This window comes from Flagellimonas meridianipacifica (assembly GCF_003001695.1).
Taxonomy (GTDB): Bacteria; Bacteroidota; Bacteroidia; order Flavobacteriales; family Flavobacteriaceae; genus Flagellimonas; species Flagellimonas meridianipacifica.
This window is the reverse complement of the sequence record NZ_PVYX01000001.1, coordinates 2,091,014-2,111,586: the sequence shown is the minus strand read 5'-3', so window position 1 is coordinate 2,111,586 and position 20,573 is coordinate 2,091,014. Positions and strand designations below refer to the sequence as shown.

Genomic DNA, 20,573 nt, shown 5'->3' with positions numbered 1-20,573 from the left:
TCTAATTATTTCTAATTGTTTCCAAATAAGGTCTGTATAACTTCAAAGTTTCCTTTATCATTGCTGATACCCCATTTCCAGTAATGGTAGCACCGGCAATTGCGTCAACCTCATTATCTTGTTTGTCTTCGTTAAGGGGGTCGTTATTGGTCTTTGAAACCGCTATACCGGAATAACTTTGTCCTTCCATTAGGGACTCTCCAATAAAATCGTCCATGAAGAACCTCAGTTTAATGTTAGCTCCCAATCCGGCGGTCTCACCTTTATGGTCAAAATATACCCCTTGAACCACCATATCTTTGTCTACGGACATAAATCCCCAAATGGCATCCCAAAGTCCTTTACCATACATGGGCAATACATATAATTCCTCTCCATCTTTTTCACCCATAAAAATGGGCAACCTTGCATCATCTCCAGCTTTTAAGGCCGCAAATTCCTTTTTTATATCAATAAGGAATGCTTGGTCATCTTCTTCAATTTCACCATTCACCCAAACATACTGACCTTTAACTTCTTCCAGAAATCTATCTTCAACCACGTTAGTTGGGATGAAATTAACTCCACTATCCTGAGTGTTTTCATTAATCCCCATGGCATATAAAATATTCTGTTGCTTTTCAAAGCGCTCATTTTCTTTAATTTTTCCACTGAGACTGGATGCAAGAAAGGCCAATAGCGAGCCTACAACAGCCACCATAATCACCGCAAACAATACGGTATAACTATTCTTCTCTGTATTCAATGCCATGATTAAACGGTTTCGGTTTTAAGTTCTTCAACTTCGCCTGTCACTTTGGGAAGTATTGTGGCGTTTTTCAATCGCTTCATTCTTCTTTTCACGTTTCCTCTCACCACATAGTGATCAATGGTTGGTGCGAATACATTCAGCAACAGAATAGCCAAGAAAACACCTTCAGGATATCCTGGATTGAACACCCGAATCATAACCGACATAAATCCAATCAAGAATCCATAAATCCATTTTCCCTTGTTGGTTTGAGATCCCGTTACAGGGTCGGTTGCCATATAGACAATACCAAATGCCAATCCACCTACTAAAAGATGTTGCCAATATTCAAAACTCATCAATCCATAGAATTTGCTGTATTCAGGAATCCATCCAGCTTCAACAACGCCATTAAATATCAATCCCATGGCCAACGAGCCTAAAACAGCACTCAGCATTATTCTCCAGGAAGCGATTTTAGTGAAAACAAGGAACAAACCGCCGAGAAGAATCAAAAAGGTTGATGTCTCCCCTACCGAGCCTGGGATAAATCCGAAAAACATATCTGAAAGTGAGTATGAAAAATCAGAATTTCCTTGTGCCAAATATCCTAAAATGGTTTCTCCAGAAATAGCATCGGCCGTACCTGCCCTCTCGACTGCGCCGTGTACCCAAACCTTGTCTCCACTCATCCAGGTTGGATAGGCAAAGAATAAGAAGGCACGGATAGTCAAAGCAGGATTTAATATGTTCATTCCAGTACCTCCAAACACTTCCTTACCAATTACAACACCAAAAGCTACGGCAATGGCCAACATCCAAAGAGGAGTATCAACTGGAACAATTAATGGAACCAACATTCCTGTCACCAAATATCCCTCTTCCACTTCGTGGCCTTTAATTACCGCAAACACGAATTCAATAGCAAGTCCCACTCCGTAGGATACAATAACCAATGGCAATATAGTGATGGCACCTAACCAGAAATTATCCCAAGTAATGAAATGTTCCATTACAGAGAAATTCTCTGGAAAACCATTAATTGCTGAATAATGTTGATAACCCGCATTGAACATACCAAAGAGTAGACATGGAACCAAAGCCATGATCACAGTGTTCATGGTTCTCTTTAAATCGTCTACTGAACGAATATGCCCTCCCGAATGGGTGGTTTCGTTTGGTGAGTACAAAAAGGTATGTATAGCATTGAATGCAGGGGCCATCTTTTTCCCCTGATACTTAAGTTTGGTCTGATGTAACTTTTCTTTCAATCCCATGTTTTATCCAATTTCTTGATATAATAAATCCAATCCTTCTCTGATTATTTGTTGGTGTGGTTGTTTAGAAGTACAAATGAATTCCGTCAAAGAGAAATCTTCAGGAGCCACTTCATAAAGTCCCAACAGCTCCATTTCGTCCAAATCCTTAACCATACAAGCCTTCAACAATTGTAATGGATAAATATCCAATGGAAACACTTCCTCATACCTACCGGTAACCACAAAAGCACGGTGTTCACCGTTTGTATTGGTATCCAAGTCATATTTCTTGTTGGGCTGCATCCATGAAAAAGTGAGAGCCCTTGTAGAAGAAATCTTGTTGAAAACAGGTTTATTCCAACCAAAGAACTCATAATCATCTCCTTCTGGTATAACACTAACCGTATTATTATAGAAACCAAGATATCCCTCTGGATGAGTTTTACCGCCCGTTAAAACATCTCCATTGATTAATCTGAATTTTTCCTGATTTACACCAGCGGCGTATAAAAACGTAGAAATCTCCGCTCCAATCTTGGTAGTATAATATTTAGGCGACTTAACCACCGAACCAGCTAGGGCTATGACTCTTTCAGCATTGAACTTTCCTGTTAGCAAAAGCTCTCCAATGATTACCAAATCCTGAGGCGAAATGGTCCAAACCACTTCTCCCTTATTAATAGGGTCAATTTTATTGATTTGCGTACCGACTAATCCGGATGGATGTGGTCCGCTAACCTTATGTAAAGTAATTCCATCTAGGTTAGCCAAAGGTGAATTACTGGATTTTCCTACCGAAACATGAATCTTGCCCGGAGTCAGTTTTCCAAGTGCCGTTATGGCAGCTTGCAACTCAGCTTCCTTTCCTTGAAGGGCAAAATCAGCGTCCGCTGCCAAAGGAGCAGTCGCGTAAGCCGAAATAAAAATTGCTTTTGGAGTGGATTCTGGATTGGCAATAATATCATAGGGACGTTGCTTTATAAATGGCCATGCTCCGGACTTTAACAAAAAATCACGAACAACTTGATCATCGGCCGAGCTTAAATCCAATACACCATGTTCTGCATATTCTTGGCTTTTATCCGCAAGAATTTTAAGGGTAAGTATCCTTCTTCGTGCCCCCCTTACGATTTCCACCAACTCTCCACTTACAGGAGAAACGAATAGCATTTTCTCATTGGATTTATTGAAGAAAAGCGGCTCTCCCGCCTTAACTTCCGCCCCTTGTTTTACCAACATTTTTGGGGTTATTCCATGAAAATCGTCTAGATTTAGGGCATACACGTTACTATTAACGGCTTTGGAAAGAGTCTTTTCAGCTGCCCCGACAAGGTTGATGTTCAACCCCTTTTTAATCCGGATGTCTTTAGACATATTGTTGTAGACCTTTTGTTAAAAATTGAACGCAAATTTAGTACTAAAAGCATTGTTTTCATAATAATTAAACATAAAATTGGGATTACTGGGAGCTAAATTCAGTAGGCACACTTTTTGTTTACCTTTACCCAAAATTCGAGGTATAAATGCGTATTTGGATTAAACAAATTATATGGTTTTTCCTTGTGTGTTCGGTTTCAGCACAAGTTCAGGAAGAAGTCAATCCTCCCTCCAACATCAAAACCATTATTTTCAAAGGTCCAACTGAAGATCAGTTTCCTGTAATAAAATTGGGAGAGCCAATGACCTTGGAGTTTGATGACCTGACTGCAAATGAGCAGGATTATTATTATAAAATCATCCATTGCGATTATGATTGGACACCCTCTCAGCTGCTAAAATCCCAGTATCTCGTTGGGATGGATAACCAACGTATAATAGATTACGAAAACAGTTACACCACACTTCAGCCCTATTCCAATTATAGACTTACCATTCCCAATGAAAATGTCCGCTTAAGGGCAACTGGCAATTATGTTCTGGAGATATACAACATGGCTGGGGACTTACAGTTTTCTAGGAGATTTGTGGTCTACAAAGACTTGGTCCAAGTCGGTGGAGTAATTCGTCGTTCTAGGGATTTTGACTTTTTGAATGAAAAGCAGGTTGTGCAATTCTCCATCAATACTGCCGGTTTCCCCGTGGTCAATCCAAAAAAAGAAATCAAGGTCGCCATTATTCAAAATCATTTTTGGCCTACAGCGCTGTATAACATTGCACCCCAATTTACTTTAGGCCAAGAATTGATTTATAGATATGATAAGGAAACTGGTTTTTTTGGCGGAAATGAGTTTTTGAATTTTGACACTAAGGACCTAAGGACGACAAACTTTGCCATATCCAGAATCGAACTCACGGACCTCTATCATCATTACCTTTTTGAAAACACGTTTAGGAACAACCAAGAATATACTTTTTTCCCTGATATCAATGGTGATTTTGTGGTTCGCACCCTTCAAGGAGAAGATGTATCGCGCGAAGCGGAATATACAAAAGTGCATTTCAGCCTACCTTACACCAACGAAATTGGTTTGGACAATGTCTATGTCATCGGAAAGTTCAACAATTACACCATTGAAGAGGAAAACAAAATGACCTTCAATGAGGATGAAGGAAGAATGGAACTAGTGCTGCCTATAAAGCAAGGGTTTTACAACTATAAATATGTCATTGAGCGTGAGGATGGCAGCATAGATTTGAATACCGTTAGCGGCAACTTTCACTTTACAGAAAACAACTACCTTATTTTGGTCTACTATCGGGATTTTGGGGAAATCTTTGATAGCATTATAGGCATAGGTTCCGTCAATTCCAGAAATATTACCAATTAAACTATCTTTAGCCTCAAACATTGCAAAGCAATGGATAACAAACCAAGCTTAATCAAAAGGGGGCGTTTTGAGCTGAAGTACCGTGGCACAAAATGTCTCAATTGTGGACATGAATTGGATGTCAGCGATAAATTCTGTCCAAACTGTTCGCAAATGAACAGTACCAAAAAAGTAACTCTAAAAGATTTCTTTGATGAGTTTTTCTCCAGTTTGGTAAACTATGATTCCAAGTTGCTCAAAACACTTTCTGCACTTTTGATAAGGCCTGGAAGCATTACCAAGGACTACATCAACGGGAAAAGAATAACCTATACCAATCCTTTTCGTTTTCTGCTAAGCTTGGCCTTTCTATACTTTTTGATGTTTACCTACAATACTACATTTTCTGACTTCGATAGGCAGTTTAGTGGTTTTGATGAGAAAATAATAAATCAAGTGCGACCACTTTCTTATGCACTTGACTCGACCAATGTTTTCAATGACACAATTGCTTTAAATGAAAATGCTCAAAAGGCATTGAAACAATTGGATTCCCTAGATAAGAACGAACTTAAAATATCGGAGACATTGAAAGGTTTGGATTCTATCACAAACTTTGACCCAAAGAAATTCAAAGAAAACAATGACTCATTGATATTATCCAATCCTTCCAAATACTTCGCATCCATTCAAAAGGAAAGTTCCATGTTTGGAAGAACAATGAAGAAAATGGATTTTTTTAGCGTGGTCATTCGAAAAGACACTATTTATTCCTTTAAGGAAGCAGTGGCAAAGTATCAAATCGAAGACCGACGAAGTAATCGGATGCCCTTCAATGCAGCTGCCAGTTTGCTCCGGGTGATTCAGGCCCCTGGAAGCTTTATAAATGCTACCATTGGAAAGCTTCCTTTCGTAATATTTTTCTTTCTTCCCATATTCACAGCCTTTATCTGGTTGGTGTACATCAGAAAAAAATATACCTACACCGATCATCTTATTTTTAGCTTCCACAACCAATCCTTATTGTTTATCTTGCTCATCCTTAGTCTGATAATAGATACCATTTTTGGTACCGCCAGTGCAGGTTGGTTTTTGACGATTTTCGGATTTTATCTGTATAAAGCGATGCGAAAATTCTATGGGCAAGGAAGATTTAAAACGATTGTTAAATACATCTTTCTGAATACGATTTTTGTCTTTTTGGCATTCTTTACGGCAATTTTGCTGTTTGCAGGAAGTGCATTTACTTATTAAGCTTATGTTCACCCAAATTACCAAAGGAATTAAGGTCTCGGTAAAGACGAATTTTGAAGGAACTTTTTTCAAAAACTATAAAGTACACTACGCATTTGGTTACACTGTGACCATTGAAAACCAGAGCAAGCACCCTGTGCAGCTCATGGCAAGGCATTGGGATATTTTTGATACCCTCAAAGAAATGGAGACCGTGGATGGTGAAGGTGTAATTGGAAGAAAACCGGTTATCCAGCCTGGCAAATCCCATACCTATAGTTCGGGATGCCTATTGGCTTCCCCTATTGGAGCCATGATGGGATATTACCACATGGTAAATTTGGGTAATTCTGAGGACTTTGAAGTGGAAATTCCACTATTTAAGTTTGCCGCACCCTTTGCTATAAACTAGTCCATTTTCTTTTTACTATCGCTGTACCTTTTAGTACCTTTGTGGGCATTTTAAAATTTAAAAAATACCACCATGGGAAAAGGTTTCTTTCAAGTTCCAACAGCATTTAACGAACCGGTAAAAAGCTACGCACCTGGTACGCCAGAGCGTGAAAGTGTGCTTCAACAATATAAGGACTATTACAGTTCCCAAGTGGAAGTTCCCTTATATATTGGCTCGGAAGAAATTAAGACTGGAAACTCAAAACCCATGTCACCGCCCCATGAGCATCAACATGTGGTAGGACACTATCATGTTGCCGAGAAAAAACATGTTGAAGATGCTATTGCCAATGGACTGGAATCCAGAGCAAAATGGGCGAATCTAAAATGGGAACAGCGCGCTGCCATTTTCCTTAAAGCAGCAGAATTAATCGCTGGACCGTATCGCGCCAAAATCAATTCTGCGACAATGATGGCTCAATCCAAGACCATTCATCAAGCAGAGATTGATGCTGCCTGTGAGTTAATTGACTTTCTTCGGTTCAATGTGGAATATATGTCCCAGATTTACGCAGAACAGCCTGACTCTTCTGACGGTATTTGGAACCGAGTGGAATATCGCCCACTTGAAGGTTTTGTCTATGCCATTACCCCATTTAACTTTACAGCTATTTCTGGAAACCTTCCTGCAAGTGCTGCAATGATGGGGAATGTGGTTTTATGGAAACCAAGTGACAGCCAAGTATATTCGGCAAAGGTAATAATGGATGTGTTTCAAGAAGCTGGTTTACCCGGTGGAGTGATCAACATGGTCATGGGAGACCCCGTAATGATAACAGAAACTGTATTGGCAAGTCCAGATTTTTCTGGGTTGCACTTCACGGGATCAACATTTGTCTTCAAGGAGCTATGGAAACAAATTGGAACTAATATCCACACATACAAGACCTATCCAAGAATAGTTGGAGAAACAGGGGGGAAAGACTTTATCGTAGCACACCCTTCAGCCAAACCACAACAAGTAGCCACTGCCATAACGCGTGGCGGGTTTGAATTCCAGGGACAGAAGTGTAGTGCAGCTTCAAGGGTGTATTTACCTAAATCCACAGCGGACGAAACACTGGAGTTGGTCAAAAAAGACATTGCGTCTTTCAACAAACCTGGTTCACCTGAAGACATGTCCAACTTTGTCACAGCAGTAATCCATGAAGGTTCATTTGACAAGTTGGCCAAATACATAGATCAGGCAAAAACCGATACCAATGCAGAGATAATTGCTGGTGGGGGTTACGATAAATCAGTTGGATATTTTATCGAGCCAACAGTAATATTAACTACTGACCCAAAATATACCACGATGGAAACCGAACTTTTCGGACCTGTGGTCACTGTTTATGTCTATGAAGACAATAAGTGGGAAGAAACCCTTCAATTGGTAGACTCCACTTCAGAATATGCCTTAACCGGTGCAGTGATGAGCCAAGACCGCTATGCCATTGAACAGGCCACTCATGTATTACAAAACGCTGCAGGTAACTTTTACATCAATGATAAACCAACCGGTGCCGTTGTAGGTCAGCAACCCTTTGGAGGTGCAAGGGCTTCAGGAACGAACGATAAGGCAGGTTCCGCGCAGAACCTTTTGCGCTGGGTATCTCCGAGGTTGATTAAAGAGACTTTTGTCACCCCAGAGGATTATCGATATCCATTTTTGGGATAGCCGGTTTCGTACAGTTTGCGAGACACATTTTTTGAATCTCGTTTGATTGTGACCATTTGACGGGTCAGGTAAGTTTTATATGGATATGGCAAATTCAAAGCAACCTATTGTTTTGGTGGACATCCTTATGTAAACCAAGACAACGATGGCCAAGCACCTCTACTTCATCTTATTTTTAACATCCCTGTGTTTTCTGGGCTGTTCCTCTGACGATTCCGAAGAGGGACTAATAAACCTTAGGGTAAACTATTTTACACTGGATTGCACAGGAGCCTTTCCAACCCAATGCTTGCAGGTTCAGGAAGGTGATGAGATTGGTGGGGATAGTTGGTTCAATTTCTTTGACCCCATTGAGAATTTTGACTTTGAGCCCGGTTTTATCTACGATTTACGGGTTGAGAGAACCAGAGTTGACAATCCTCCACCCGATGGCTCTTCTTTCAGGTATCAACTTATCCAGATTGTTTCCAGAACAGAGGTTAGTTGTGAGTTTGAAGAACCAGCAACAGACCTGGAATGGCTTCGAATAGAAATTGAAAGAAGGGAATTGAATATCAATGAACAAACCAAATACTGCTACATTTCACAAGCAGAATATGAAGGAGAACCAGTCTTCCTGTATTTTGACTGCAACCCGGTAATCAACAAAGTAATTCCAGTCTTAGATTGTTTGGGAACGTCCATCGGTTTTTTAGGAGATAGTGAAATTGACCAAAATGAGTTGTCGGACCTTAAGATAATTTGGCAACCAGATGATTTTGCCTGTTTTGTCACTCAAAAATAGACTTGTTTATCTTTTCATAATGCTTTAGGAATATCCAATCCTAGGAACTTTTTTATTGATTATCTTTAAAAGTTCCTGAAAATCGGGTAACATTCAACCATTAATTCACTATCACTATGAAAAAAATTCTAATTCTATTCCTAGGAATGGTTTGTTTTTCCGCTATGTCACAAGAAGACAAACTCGTACAACAGACCATTAAAGGAATCTTGACCCAAAACCAAGGCCAAGTAATCCAGCTTGCTGAAGCTTTTTCCGAAGAACAATACGATTGGAGGCCCATGGAAGGGGTAAATTCCGTGGGAGAAGCCTTGTTGCATGTCGCAGGAGGGAATTACTTCCTTGCTTCAAAGTTAGGGTTTCCACCTCCTGAAGATGTAGATATGATGAACTTAGGTAAGATTACTGGAAAAGAAAACATCATTGCTGCCTTAAAAAAATCGAACGAGTTTGTTCTGGATAAAATTACCCAAGTGGAATCTTCCAAATTTGGCGATGAAGTGGATTTCGGTTTTGCAAAACTGAATACACTCTCCGGCCTTCTGGTTATCATGGAACATAACGGAGAGCACAAGGGACAGTTGATTGCGTATGCCCGTTCAAATAAAGTTACTCCCCCCTGGAGTCAACCGCAATAGAAAAATTGAGGCTGTCTAAAAAAGGATGAAAGTCGTCATTCTGAATTCACTTCAGAATCTCAATAGTATGAAATACAAATATTCAAGAGAACCTGAAACAAGTTCAGGTTGACAAGACTAAACTTTTTAGACAGTCTTTTTTTATAAGTTTTTTTAAAAATCAACCCTTAAACTTCTGCGGTAGATAAACCACTTTTTTGGTTTCAAAAAAATCCTCTGAAAAAAAATCCTTTAGATCAAATATCTGAGCCGTTGAATAATCCTTTAACTCTTCGGATAAATCGCCACCTTTTAAATAAAGGATTCCATTTCTACGCTCATGGGTTGAATTTTTTTTGATTTTACCCTTGGTCCAATGCACAAAGGTGGGCATGGCAGCTACTGCCCTGCTAACTATAAAATCATATTGGCCTTTCAAATCTTCGACACGCGTATGAAATGCCTTTACATTTTTTAGTTCCAACCCATCAATGACCTCCTGTACTACTTTAATTTTTTTGCCAATGGCATCCACCAACGTAAATTGGGTTTCGGGAAACAGTATGGCCAAAGGAATACCCGGGAATCCTCCTCCCGTGCCTACATCTAAAATCTCTGCTCCTTCATTAAAGTTTTGAATCTTCGCTATTCCCAATGAATGGAGTACATGCCTAAGATATAATTCATCAATGTCCTTGCGGGAAACCACGTTGATTTTGGCATTCCAATCTTGATATAACTCTTCCAGTCCTTCAAAATGTCTTTTCTGCTCATCATTCAGGTTAGAGAAATACTTCAATATCAAGTTTACGTCCATTTGGTAAGGATGTTAATTTTGGCTAAAATAATACTTTTGCTTTCCCATGCCCGTTTTCCAATTAGAGATGGTCCGTAGTGGGCATTTTCATTACATTTGTAAAAAACCTTTTTATGGAAAAGAATACCGTACGGTTTTCACGAAAAGACTCTGCCCAATTTTTCAGAACATTAAATAAAAGAGTCAATCAGTATTTTAACGAAAATGACCTCAAGAAAACCGGGAACTGGAAACTCCACCTTAAAACGGTAATCATGTTTGCTGTTTTCTTAACACCATATTTTTTAATGCTGACCCTCAACTTACCGTTTTGGGCCTATTTACTTCTGTCCATTACCATGGGAGTGGGAATGGCAGGAGTGGGAATGAATGTCATGCATGATGGTAACCATGGCTCCTATTCAAACAAAAAATGGGTCAATAAACTTATGGGAGGGTCAATTTACATCCTGGCAGGGAATGTATACAATTGGCAAGTTCAGCATAACGTATTGCACCACACCTATACCAATATCCATGAACACGATGAAGATATGGAGGCAGGAAGAATTCTTCGTTTCTCCAAGCATGCGGAATGGCAAAAGCACCATCGTTTTCAGCACTATTACTCCATTTTCTTATATGGGCTATTGACCTTTAATTGGGCCATTACAACGGACTTCCAACAAATGTATCGCTATATGAAGCGCAAATTATCCTATGGAAAGCTTCCAAGCCCTGCTATGAATTGGAGTACATTGGTCATTACAAAAGTCATTTATTTGACCATTTGGATTGTACTTCCCTTGATTTTTGTGAAAATTGCATGGTGGCAAGTACTTTTAGGATTTTTTATCATGCATTATGTGGCAGGGGTGATTTTGAGCGTCATCTTTCAGTTGGCACATATTGTTGAAGATGCGGAGACCCCACTTCCAGATGAAACCGGAAACATGAAGAACACCTGGGCCATTCATCAACTCTTTACCACAGTAAATTTTGGAACCAGAAACAAAATTATAAACTGGTTTACTGGAGGTTTAAATCATCAAGTGGAACATCATATTTTTCCTAACATTAGCCACGTACACTACACAAAAATTTCAAAAATTGTGAAACAGACAGCTAAAGAATTCAATTTGCCATACAACGAGTATAAAACTACCAGAAAAGCTATAATTTCGCACTTCAAACATTTGAAGGAGCTGGGCAGAAATCCGGCACTGCAGTACCAATAAAATAATGGCATTTTATGAGCGACCAACTTTCGGATAGAATCAATAACCTAGTTCCATCCGCGACTTTGGAAATGGCCGCCAAGGCCAGGGAACTTAGGGCAGAAGGCAAAGACATCATTGGGTTAAGCTTAGGCGAACCAGATTTTAAAACTCCAGACTATATAAGAGAGGCTGCGATACAGGCGGTCAATGATGGATACAATTCATACACTCCTGTAGATGGATATGTCGAGTTAAAGGATGCCATTATCACCAAATTCAAAAGGGACAATGGTATTGACTATGACCGCTCACAAATTGTGGTTTCCACCGGAGCCAAACAAGCACTCTATAATGTTGCCCAGGCCTGTTTGAACAAAGGTGATGAAGTTATTTTACCCTGCCCTTATTGGGTAAGCTATAGCGACATCGTAAAACTGGCGGATGGAGTTCCAGTGGAAGTAGAAACCTCGATTGAAAATGATTTTAAAATGACCCCTGCCCAATTAGAGGCGGCGATAACTCCAAAAACCAAAATGCTTTGGTACAGCTCCCCCTGTAACCCTAGCGGTTCCATTTACAGCAAGGAAGAATTGAGAGCCTTGGCCGATGTCCTTCAAAAGCACCCTCAGATTGTAGTGGTAAGTGATGAAATTTACGAGCATATCAACTATGGTGTGACAGCTCATGCTTCCATGGGTGGCTTTGAGGATATGTATGATAGAACTGTTACCGTAAATGGTGTGGCAAAAGCTTTTGCCATGACAGGTTGGCGAATTGGATATATTGGTGCCCCTAAATATATTGCAAGAGCATGCAATAAACTTCAGGGACAGGTTACCAGCGGAGCGAACTGTATTGCCCAAAGGGCTGTGATTACCGCATTGTTGGAATCACCAAGCCGGGTACAATACATGGTGGATGAGTTTAAAAATCGTAGAAAACTAATTCTTGAATTACTAAACGAGATTCCTGGTTTCAAATGCAACGAACCGCAAGGTGCGTTTTACGTATATCCGGATATTAGCTCATTCTTTGGTAAAACTTTAAACGGAAGACAAATCAACAATGCTTCTGACTTTGCCATGTATTTACTGGAAGAAGCCAATGTTGCAACCGTAACGGGTGATGCCTTCGGAAATGGAAATTCTATTCGGATTTCTTATGCTGCCAGTGTGGATGAGATAAAGGAAGCTATTTCAAGAATCGCTGCTGTAGTCTAATTTTTTTTTTGATTCCCTAGGTTTTTTTCCAAAAGTAAGGAGTAAGGAGTATCAGTACGGTAAATAGTTCCAGCCTTCCCAAAAGCATCAGGAACGCACACCACCATTTACCAGCATTGGGCAAGCTATTGTAATTGCTGACAGGATTGAGGCTGCCAAGAGCAGGCCCCACATTTCCCAGTGACGATGCTGAGCCTCCTATTGCTGAAACAAAATCCAATCCTAAAAATCCCAATACCAAGGAACCTAATATGAAAAGGAGCATATAAAGCACAAAAAAAGCAATTATGTTGTAAACGATGTGTTCGGTCACCGTCTTACTATTATACCTTACGGGAATAATGGCATTGGTGTGAAGGGTGCGCTTAAATTCCAATAGCCCATTTTTAATGATCAATAAGTGACGCATTACCTTTATTCCACCGGCGGTTGAGCCCGCCGAGCCTCCCAAAAACATAATTCCGAAGAAAAATACGGTCAAAAATGGAGTCCAACCTGTAAAATCAGCAGTAACAAAACCCGTAGTGGTGACCACTGCAATTACCTGAAAAAGCCCGTGTCTAAAAGCACTTTCAGCTTCGCCCCAAACCATGGGATGGAAGTCTGAGACAGGAACATTTGCCTTAAATAGGACAACCAAAGCAACTATAATCGTAAAAAGAACAATAAAACTGGTATAGTACTTAAATTCCTCATCCTTAAGAATACGCTGTACTTTTCCGGTAAAGGCAAAATAGCTCAGCACAAAATTGCTCCCGGCCAAAAACATAAAAAGGATGATGATGTATTGAATCAGCGGTTCATGGTTCCAAAATGCAACACTGGCATTTTTTGTGGAAAATCCTCCCGTTGAAAGGGTTGCCAAACTGTGGTTCAAGGCATCAAAAAAGGACATTCCTGCCAACTTTAGTAAGAGGGTTTCAGCAGCCGTGTAACCAACATAGATGAGCCATAAACGTTTGGCTGTATCCGTAATTCGCGGGTGTAGTTTGTCTCCTCCAGGACCAGGGGCTTCGGCAGCAAATAACTGCATTCCACCAATACCCAATAATGGTAAAATAGCAATGGCCAAAACAATAATTCCCATACCACCAATCCAGTGGGTCAAACTTCTCCAAAGCAGTATTCCTTTAGGTAAGGACTCAATATCATCCAAAATGGAAGCGCCAGTGGTGGTGTATCCCGAAATTGTTTCAAAAAATGCATTGGTAACCGTAGGTATTGTTCCAGAAAAGATATAGGGCAAGGAACCTGAAAGCGACATGACCAACCAGCCCAAAGTGACCACCAAATATCCCTCCCTTCGTTTGACTTCTTTTTTATGCCCACGTGTATAAAACATGGCCATTACACCAAAAAGCATAGTCACAATGGCTGCCAAAGTGATGTCTAAAGTGGCTCCATCCTTATATATGCCACTGGCAAACGCTGCCAATAGCATGAACGAACCATTGCACAAAAGCAACAGCCCCATAATATGCACGATAATTCGCGTGTTGAGGCCCATTATCGGAACAGCTTTTCTATTTTGGAAATGGCTTTGGGTTTGGAACAGACAACGACTCTATCTCCTTCCATAATTCTGAAATCCCCTAAGGCAATAATTCCTTTTCCATCTCTAATGACCCCACCTATGATGGCATCTCTAGGAAAATCAAGTTCCCGAATAATCTCCCCATTGACCAATGAGTCTGCTTTTACTTCAAATTCAAGAATTTCTGCAGTCAAGTTGTTCAAACGGGTTAATGCCAAAACCTCTCCCCTACGGATATATCTAAAGATATTGTTTGCGGCAAGTAGTTTTTTATTGATCAAAGTATCGACCCCAATGGAATGCGAAAGCTGGAAATAATCCATGTTCTCAACTAGGGCAATGGTTTTCTTTATGTTTTTGGACTTGGCCACCAGACAAGACATGATGTTTGTCTCCGAATTTCCTGTAACGGCTATAAATGCATCCATGGATTCTAGACTTTCCTCTTCCAAAAGCTCTACGTTTCGTCCGTCTCCGTTAATGACCAATGCATGGGGAACATCATCCGCAATATCAAAGGCCTTTTCCTTGTTCTTTTCAATAAGCTTTACGTTGAACTTTTTTGCACAAAGGTCTCGGGCAGTTTTGTATCCAACTTTACTCCCGCCAAGAATCATAACGTTCTTTATTTCCCTTTTTTGCATACCTGTAAGCTTATACAGCTCATCCACCCCTCCTGCTGAAGTGATAAAATAAACCTGGTCCCCCTCTTTGAACACTGTATCTCCCCGAGGAATTACAGTAAACTGGGTTCCCATTCGTTGCAAGGCAATGGGCATAAAGTGTAATTCTGGAAAGATTGTGGCCGCCTCCTTCACCATTTTCCCCACAAATGGGGCGGATTTGGGTAAAAATACCCCTATCATGGTCAAGAGTCCCTCTTCAAATTCATAGGTGTCATTAAAAGCGGATTGATTGAGAAGCAATTGTATTTCAGTGGCTGCCAACTCTTCGGGCGAAATGAGCTCATCAATACCCAACTCATCGAACTTGATTAAGTCCTTGTTATCAACAAATTCGGTATTGGAGATACGTGCAATGGTTCTTTCGCAACCCAACTGTTTCGCTAAAAGACAAAGTGTCAAATTCGTAGTTTCGGAAGCTGTTACACCTATCACCAAATTTGAATTTTCCACTCGGGCTTCCTTAAGCACTTCAATCGATGTGGCATCTCCACGCAGCACCCGAATATCCAAATGGTTATCCGCATATGCCAAACTCTCCTTATCCGTATCAATCAAAGTGATATCCTGAGCTTCATAAGACAATAACTTCGCCAAATGAAAGCCAACCTCACCGGCTCCCGCAATAATAATCTTCATCGGTTGGAAAAAAACTGTTTTTCTAAATAGATTCTACTGTACGCTATGCTATAAAAACTGTATAAGCTACAATCCAAAGGGCTAGTACCTCGCATATAATGGAAAGATTTCCGTATTTCCGGGTCAAAATTACACAAATATTTTATACTCCTTCCATATTCCGAAGTTGTATATTTGCGCGGAAATTGCTGTTATGTCGAAGAAAGTTAACCCCTATAAAGATTCCGAACTAGGAAAAAAGGAACAGGTACGACAAATGTTCGATACCATTTCTGGGAATTATGATGGGCTTAATCGGGTTATTTCTTTCGGAATAGATGTAAAGTGGAGAAGAAAAGTGGTAAAACTTGTCGGTGAGAAATCGCCAAAAGCCATAATGGATATTGCCACGGGAACCGGTGACTTAGCCATCGCATTGGCCAATACCGGTGCTAAAAGGGTTGTTGGCCTGGATATTTCTCCAGGTATGCTTGAAGTAGGAAAAGAAAAAGTATCCAAAAAAAATCTCGAAAACACTATTGATATGGTGATAGGAGACAGTGAAAATCTGGCCTTTGAGGACAACACGTTTGATGCTATTACCGTAGCTTTTGGGGTAAGAAATTTTGAAAATCTTGAAAAAGGTCTCGGAGAAATCCTTCGAGTGCTGCGCCCCGGGGGTCAATTGGTCGTTTTGGAAACCTCAGTCCCTACAAAATTCCCCTTTAAACAAGGGTATGCATTTTACACCAAATACATTCTTCCAGGAATTGGGAAACTTTTCTCAAAAGACCGCTCTGCATACAAATACCTTAGCGAATCAGCCTCCGTTTTTCCCCATGGAAAAGACTTCAACAATATTTTGGCCAAAATTGGGTTTATAGGAATAGAGAACATGCCCCAAACATTTGGGGTAGCATCCATTTATGTGGCGACAAAATAATTGAATGAAAAACATCCTATTACCTCTTTTCCTGTGTCTCTTCCTTAGCACAAGTGTTCTGGCCCAGTTTGCAAAAGACCCCATACTCAATCTTCAAAATGAAGATAAGAAACTGTTGAATTGGGGTTATTACCTGGGTTTTAACCAATATGATTTCCAATTCGAATATCAAAATGATATAGGTCAAGACATTTTAGTTGACACCAGCTTTGGCTTTAACGTAGGATTGATAGGAGAGTTAAGAATCAACGATTTTTTGGACTTGCGCTTCGAACCAGGATTGCTCTATACTCAAAGATTACTTGGTTTTCCTGGATTCACCTCCGAACAGGATGCTTTGCGAGAAGTGCGCTCTACATATATAAGGTTCCCTCTCTTGCTAAAAGTAAGTGCCAAAAGATTCGGAAACTGGAAACCATTTATTACGGGAGGATTGTACACCTCACTAAATTTGGGTGCCAAAGAAGACAGCTTGGACGATAATAGTAGCGGAGAGTTTCGCATGAAGCAAAATGTATATGGTTATGAGCTAGGATTTGGAATTGATATTTATACGGAATACTTCAAGTTCTCACCTTCTATACGAGGCGTATTTGCATTGACCGACGAACTTGTTCCTGACAATGACCCAAACAGTCCATGGACGGGAAATATCAACGCCATGCGGACGCGTGGGATCTTCATTAACTTTACTTTCGAATAAGGGATTAATTCAACCTCTTCGTATTTCACTGAGCAAAATGGCCGTTGCAGATGCTACGTTCAAGCTTTCTGTTGAATGTTCTCCAAATTGAGGAATACCTATACGATGGGTAACTTGTTCCTCAATAGGATTTGAAATACCGTTGGCTTCATTTCCCATGATTAAAATTCCACGCTTCGGGAAAGACTCCTTGTACAGGGGACTTCCGTCCATAAAAGTACCCATTACTGGGACAGAATCATTCTTGGAAATAAAATCAATCAAGTCCATGTAATGAACATTTACCCTAGCAATTGAACCCATGGTGGCTTGAAGGACCTTAGGATTATAACAATCCACAGTATCCTTAGAGCAAACCAGATGTTTTACATTGAACCAATCACAAAGCCTAATAATAGTACCTAAATTACCTGGGTCACGGATGGCATCCAAGGCGATGATCCAATTATCTAAAGAAGGTTGCACTGATTCTGGTATATGAAAAACACCAAGGATTCCACTTGGGTTACTCTGACCGCTCATTTGTGCAAGAACCTTGGGAGAAACTAAAAATGTCAAATCTCCCAAATCAGTTTTATGTCTTTCTTGGTCAACAAAGATGGCATAGGGCTTCAATTCCGAATTCAATATTTCGCGAACCGTTTTTAAACCTTCAACTATAAATAGCCCATGTTGATTTCGGTACTTTTTTTGCTGTAAGCTTGTAACTAGTTTAATTTGGTTTTTGGTAACCATCTAAATCGTTAATTTTGGCGCCTATGAGGGTTCTTTTCCATGAAATGGGTAACAAGGCAAAAATAGGGTTATTGTTGCTCATGGCTACCTTTATGGGATGCAATACCTTAAAAAAGGTAGGTGATGATGAACTTCTGCTCACCAAAAATTCTGTTTTTGCAGATGATGAAAAGATTAGGGATGAAACCATTAGCAGTCTTATCGTCCAAAAACCGAACAGCAATTTATTGGGATATCCCCTTCGCTTAAACCTATATAACCTTGCTAAAGAAAATCCGGATTCTTCTTTCCAAAATTGGTTGTATCGTAAGGAAAAAAGAGAGAAAAGATTAAATCGCCTTTTATCCAAGAAACAAGTGGTTCGTTTACAGGAGTCGTTTGTGGTTAAAGGCGCCAGTGAGTTTTTAAAACGAATTGGTGAGGCTCCAGTGGTTATTGATACCAGTCTATCCCAAAAAACAGTAGACCGAATCAAGGCATATTATAACAGTAAAGGATATTTTAACAATACCGGAGCCTATGAAATAGAAAAATCCAGAAGAAAAAAAAGGGCTCAGATAGCTTACAAAATAAATTTGGGCAAACCTTATGTTATAGATACCGTCTATAAAAACATCCTATCTCCTGACCTAGACTCAATCTATAAAAGTACCGCTGACCTTTCCTTGATAAAAAAAGATGACCAGTTCGATTTGACCCAATTCAATCTAGAAAGAGAGCGGCTTACCGCTTTGTTTAGAAACTCCGGCGTGTACAATTTTCAGGAAAGCTCCATTAATTACGATATTTCCAGGGATACTATAAAGGCTTCGGATGACCAGCTGATGGAAGTTCAGCTCAATATTCAAAATCCAGCAGGAACAAGCCCTACGGATTCAACAAACACTTATAAAGTACATAGATTCAATAAGATAAATATTTACAGTGATTACCTCATAGGAAGTTCTTCAGACTCGCTGAAGTCCATTGAATATGAAGACTATACTATTTTCTACAACGACGAACTAAAGTATAAGCCAAAAGCATTGGCCGATGCCATTTTTTTTGAAAGCGACAGTATTTATCGTGATTTGGATAGAATCCGTACCTATCGGCAAATCACAAACCTGAACACCTTTAAATATCCTAATGTTGAGTTTATACCAGATTCAACGGACACCCAATTAAATACCAATATTTATTTGGCGCCTCGCCCCAAATTTTCCTTAGGTCTGAATTTTGATGTCACCCATTCCAATATACAACGGTTAGGAACGGCCCTAAGTGCTTCGGTGATTACCAGAAATGTATTTGGAGGTGCAGAAACACTAAATATTACAGCGAGGGGGGCAATTGGTCTGCTAAGCGATGTGGCAGCCTTCTCGGGAGAAACGTTTACCTCGGAGATTGGTGGTGATATCAACATTACATTTCCAAGGATATGGTTTCCAATTAACACGGAGAAAATTATCCCGTACTATATGCTCCCACAATCCAGATTTCTGGTGGGAACCAATTTTCAACAGAACATTGGACTCGATAGGCAGACTTTGAATACCATATTATCTTATAATTGGTCCCCTAACCTAAGATTAAAGCATAATATTGAGTTGATGAATGTAGAGTTCGTCCGCAATACGAATCCAGAAAACTTCTTCAACATCTATCAAAACACCTTCAATAATTTAGATCAGATTGCCGATCAAATCCAAGATGACCCACAATATGCCGACTTTTTTGATATTGATGAGGACACCTCAGAGCCTATTCTAAGAATCCCTGGTGGGGCCGACGATTTCATTGATGCGGTACAAAATGGTGAAATTCCAGAAATAAATGAGGAAGATACCCGTGAGGTAAACAGTATAGAAGAAAGACAACAACGTCTTACCGAAAACAACCTCATTTTTGCCAGTAGCTACACCTATACAAAAAACAGTAAGTCCGATGTCAACGATAACGACTTTTATCAGATTAGGGCCAAAATTGAAAGTGCTGGAAATGCACTTTCGCTTTCTTCAAGTTTTATCCCCTTCAATGAAAATGAAGACGGTCAATTGTTGGTATTCGGAGTACCTTTCTCTCAATATATTAAGACGGAACTTGATTACATAAAGCATTGGGGTTTGGGAGGTTCGGAGGTATTTGCACTTCGGTCCTTTTTAGGTTTGGCCATTCCTTATGGAAATGCCGAAAGTATACCTTTTGTACGTAGTTATTTTGCTGGTGGTTCCAACGACAATAGGGCATGGAATGCATATGAACTCGGACCGGGAAGTACAAACAACCTGAATGATTTCAACGAAGCCAATCTAAAGATTGCATTAAACTTCGAATACAGATTCCCAATCGCTGGTGACCTAAAAGGCGCATTGTTTGCTGATGCCGGTAACATTTGGAACGTTTTTGACAACGAGGACAATCCAGATGCTATCTTTAGTGGTTTTGCTTCACTGGCCGATATTGCTTTGGGGAGCGGAATGGGTCTACGATATGATTTCAGTTACTTTGTTTTTAGGTTAGATGTCGGTTTTAAGACCTACAATCCTGCTCTTGAACAATCCAGGAGATGGTTTTCCGAATATAATTTCAGAAACTCAGTCCTTAATGTTGGTATCAATTACCCATTCTAGCAGAAATATTTTATTACTTTTGTTGC

General features: G+C 40.0%; 18 protein-coding genes. 11 read left to right on the top strand and 7 right to left on the bottom strand.

The features are described 5' to 3' along the window. Position 1: 1 nt before the first annotated feature. From CLV81_RS09725 to CLV81_RS09715, 3 genes are read right to left on the bottom strand one after another with little or no spacing between them, the layout of a single operon-like run. Positions 2-751: a Na(+)-translocating NADH-quinone reductase subunit C gene (locus CLV81_RS09725; protein WP_106144815.1), complete on the bottom strand. Its 750-nt coding sequence runs from the start codon at positions 749-751 to the stop codon at positions 2-4. Between the two features lie 2 nt (positions 752-753). After that, entirely contained in the window at positions 754-2,007 is a 1,254-nt protein-coding gene (locus CLV81_RS09720) for an NADH:ubiquinone reductase (Na(+)-transporting) subunit B (RefSeq protein WP_106144814.1), read from the bottom strand. Positions 2,008-2,010: 3 nt separating this feature from the next. After that, positions 2,011-3,363, bottom strand: a complete 1,353-nt coding sequence (locus CLV81_RS09715) for a Na(+)-translocating NADH-quinone reductase subunit A (RefSeq protein ID WP_106144813.1) — start codon at positions 3,361-3,363, stop codon at positions 2,011-2,013. A gap of 149 nt (positions 3,364-3,512) precedes the next feature. Between CLV81_RS09715 and CLV81_RS09710 the strand changes: the two genes are divergently transcribed. The 6 genes from CLV81_RS09710 (at position 3,513) to CLV81_RS09685 (ending at position 9,504) form a co-directional block, all read left to right on the top strand. Then, a complete protein-coding gene (locus tag CLV81_RS09710) occupies positions 3,513-4,757 on the top strand; it encodes a type IX secretion system plug protein (protein WP_106144812.1) in 1,245 nt (414 codons plus the stop codon). 30 nt (positions 4,758-4,787) lie between these two features. Further along, positions 4,788-5,990 (top strand): DUF3667 domain-containing protein, encoded by a 1,203-nt coding sequence (locus tag CLV81_RS09705; RefSeq protein WP_106144811.1) that lies wholly within the window; start codon positions 4,788-4,790, stop codon positions 5,988-5,990. Between the two features lie 4 nt (positions 5,991-5,994). Continuing rightward, complete coding sequence (apaG, locus tag CLV81_RS09700) at positions 5,995-6,381, top strand: Co2+/Mg2+ efflux protein ApaG (protein WP_106144810.1); 387 nt, start codon at positions 5,995-5,997, stop codon at positions 6,379-6,381. Between the two features lie 72 nt (positions 6,382-6,453). Next, positions 6,454-8,082, top strand: coding sequence for an L-glutamate gamma-semialdehyde dehydrogenase (gene pruA / locus CLV81_RS09695; protein ID WP_106144809.1), 1,629 nt, complete (start codon positions 6,454-6,456; stop codon positions 8,080-8,082). A 145-nt stretch (positions 8,083-8,227) separates the two neighbouring features. Continuing rightward, positions 8,228-8,866 carry a DUF4377 domain-containing protein gene (locus CLV81_RS09690; protein ID WP_106144808.1) on the top strand — a complete coding sequence of 213 codons (639 nt, stop codon included), beginning with the start codon at positions 8,228-8,230 and terminating at the stop codon, positions 8,864-8,866. A gap of 116 nt (positions 8,867-8,982) precedes the next feature. After that, a complete protein-coding gene (locus CLV81_RS09685; protein ID WP_106144807.1) occupies positions 8,983-9,504 on the top strand; it encodes a DinB family protein in 522 nt (173 codons plus the stop codon). A gap of 160 nt (positions 9,505-9,664) precedes the next feature. On the opposite strand, the gene rsmG is transcribed toward CLV81_RS09685, so the two are convergent. Next, on the bottom strand, positions 9,665-10,300 hold the full coding sequence (gene rsmG / locus CLV81_RS09680; RefSeq protein WP_106144806.1) for a 16S rRNA (guanine(527)-N(7))-methyltransferase RsmG: 636 nt from the start codon (positions 10,298-10,300) through the stop codon (positions 9,665-9,667). A gap of 113 nt (positions 10,301-10,413) precedes the next feature. On the opposite strand from rsmG, the gene CLV81_RS09675 reads away from it, so the two are divergent. Together CLV81_RS09675 and CLV81_RS09670 are read left to right on the top strand one after the other, a co-directional pair. Further along, complete coding sequence (locus CLV81_RS09675; protein WP_106144967.1) at positions 10,414-11,517, top strand: fatty acid desaturase family protein; 1,104 nt, start codon at positions 10,414-10,416, stop codon at positions 11,515-11,517. Between the two features lie 14 nt (positions 11,518-11,531). After that, positions 11,532-12,719, top strand: a complete 1,188-nt coding sequence (locus CLV81_RS09670; protein WP_106144805.1) for a pyridoxal phosphate-dependent aminotransferase — start codon at positions 11,532-11,534, stop codon at positions 12,717-12,719. A 16-nt stretch (positions 12,720-12,735) separates the two neighbouring features. Here the strand turns inward: CLV81_RS09670 and CLV81_RS09665 are convergent, their stop codons facing one another. Both CLV81_RS09665 and trkA read right to left on the bottom strand, forming a co-directional pair. Then, the gene (locus tag CLV81_RS09665; protein ID WP_106144804.1) at positions 12,736-14,226 is read right to left on the bottom strand and encodes a TrkH family potassium uptake protein; all 1,491 of its coding nucleotides are present in this window, start codon (positions 14,224-14,226) and stop codon (positions 12,736-12,738) included. Then, complete coding sequence (trkA, locus tag CLV81_RS09660; RefSeq protein WP_106144803.1) at positions 14,226-15,575, bottom strand: Trk system potassium transporter TrkA; 1,350 nt, start codon at positions 15,573-15,575, stop codon at positions 14,226-14,228. Before trkA ends, CLV81_RS09665 begins: the two co-directional genes overlap by 1 nt. Positions 15,576-15,768: 193 nt before the next feature. Here trkA and ubiE point away from each other — a divergent pair, with 193 nt between their 5' ends. Together ubiE and porT are read left to right on the top strand one after the other, a co-directional pair. Then, positions 15,769-16,497, top strand: coding sequence for a bifunctional demethylmenaquinone methyltransferase/2-methoxy-6-polyprenyl-1,4-benzoquinol methylase UbiE (gene ubiE, locus CLV81_RS09655; RefSeq protein ID WP_106144802.1), 729 nt, complete (start codon positions 15,769-15,771; stop codon positions 16,495-16,497). Positions 16,498-16,501: 4 nt separating this feature from the next. Continuing rightward, a complete protein-coding gene (gene porT / locus CLV81_RS09650) occupies positions 16,502-17,200 on the top strand; it encodes a type IX secretion/gliding motility protein PorT/SprT (protein ID WP_106144801.1) in 699 nt (232 codons plus the stop codon). 9 nt (positions 17,201-17,209) lie between these two features. Here porT and CLV81_RS09645 read toward each other — a convergent pair whose 3' ends face one another. Further along, entirely contained in the window at positions 17,210-17,935 is a 726-nt protein-coding gene (locus tag CLV81_RS09645; protein WP_106144800.1) for a TrmH family RNA methyltransferase, read from the bottom strand. A gap of 23 nt (positions 17,936-17,958) precedes the next feature. Between CLV81_RS09645 and tamL the strand changes: the two genes are divergently transcribed. Further along, entirely contained in the window at positions 17,959-20,547 is a 2,589-nt protein-coding gene (gene tamL / locus CLV81_RS09640) for a translocation and assembly module lipoprotein TamL (RefSeq protein ID WP_106144799.1), read from the top strand. Positions 20,548-20,573 lie beyond the last annotated feature (26 nt).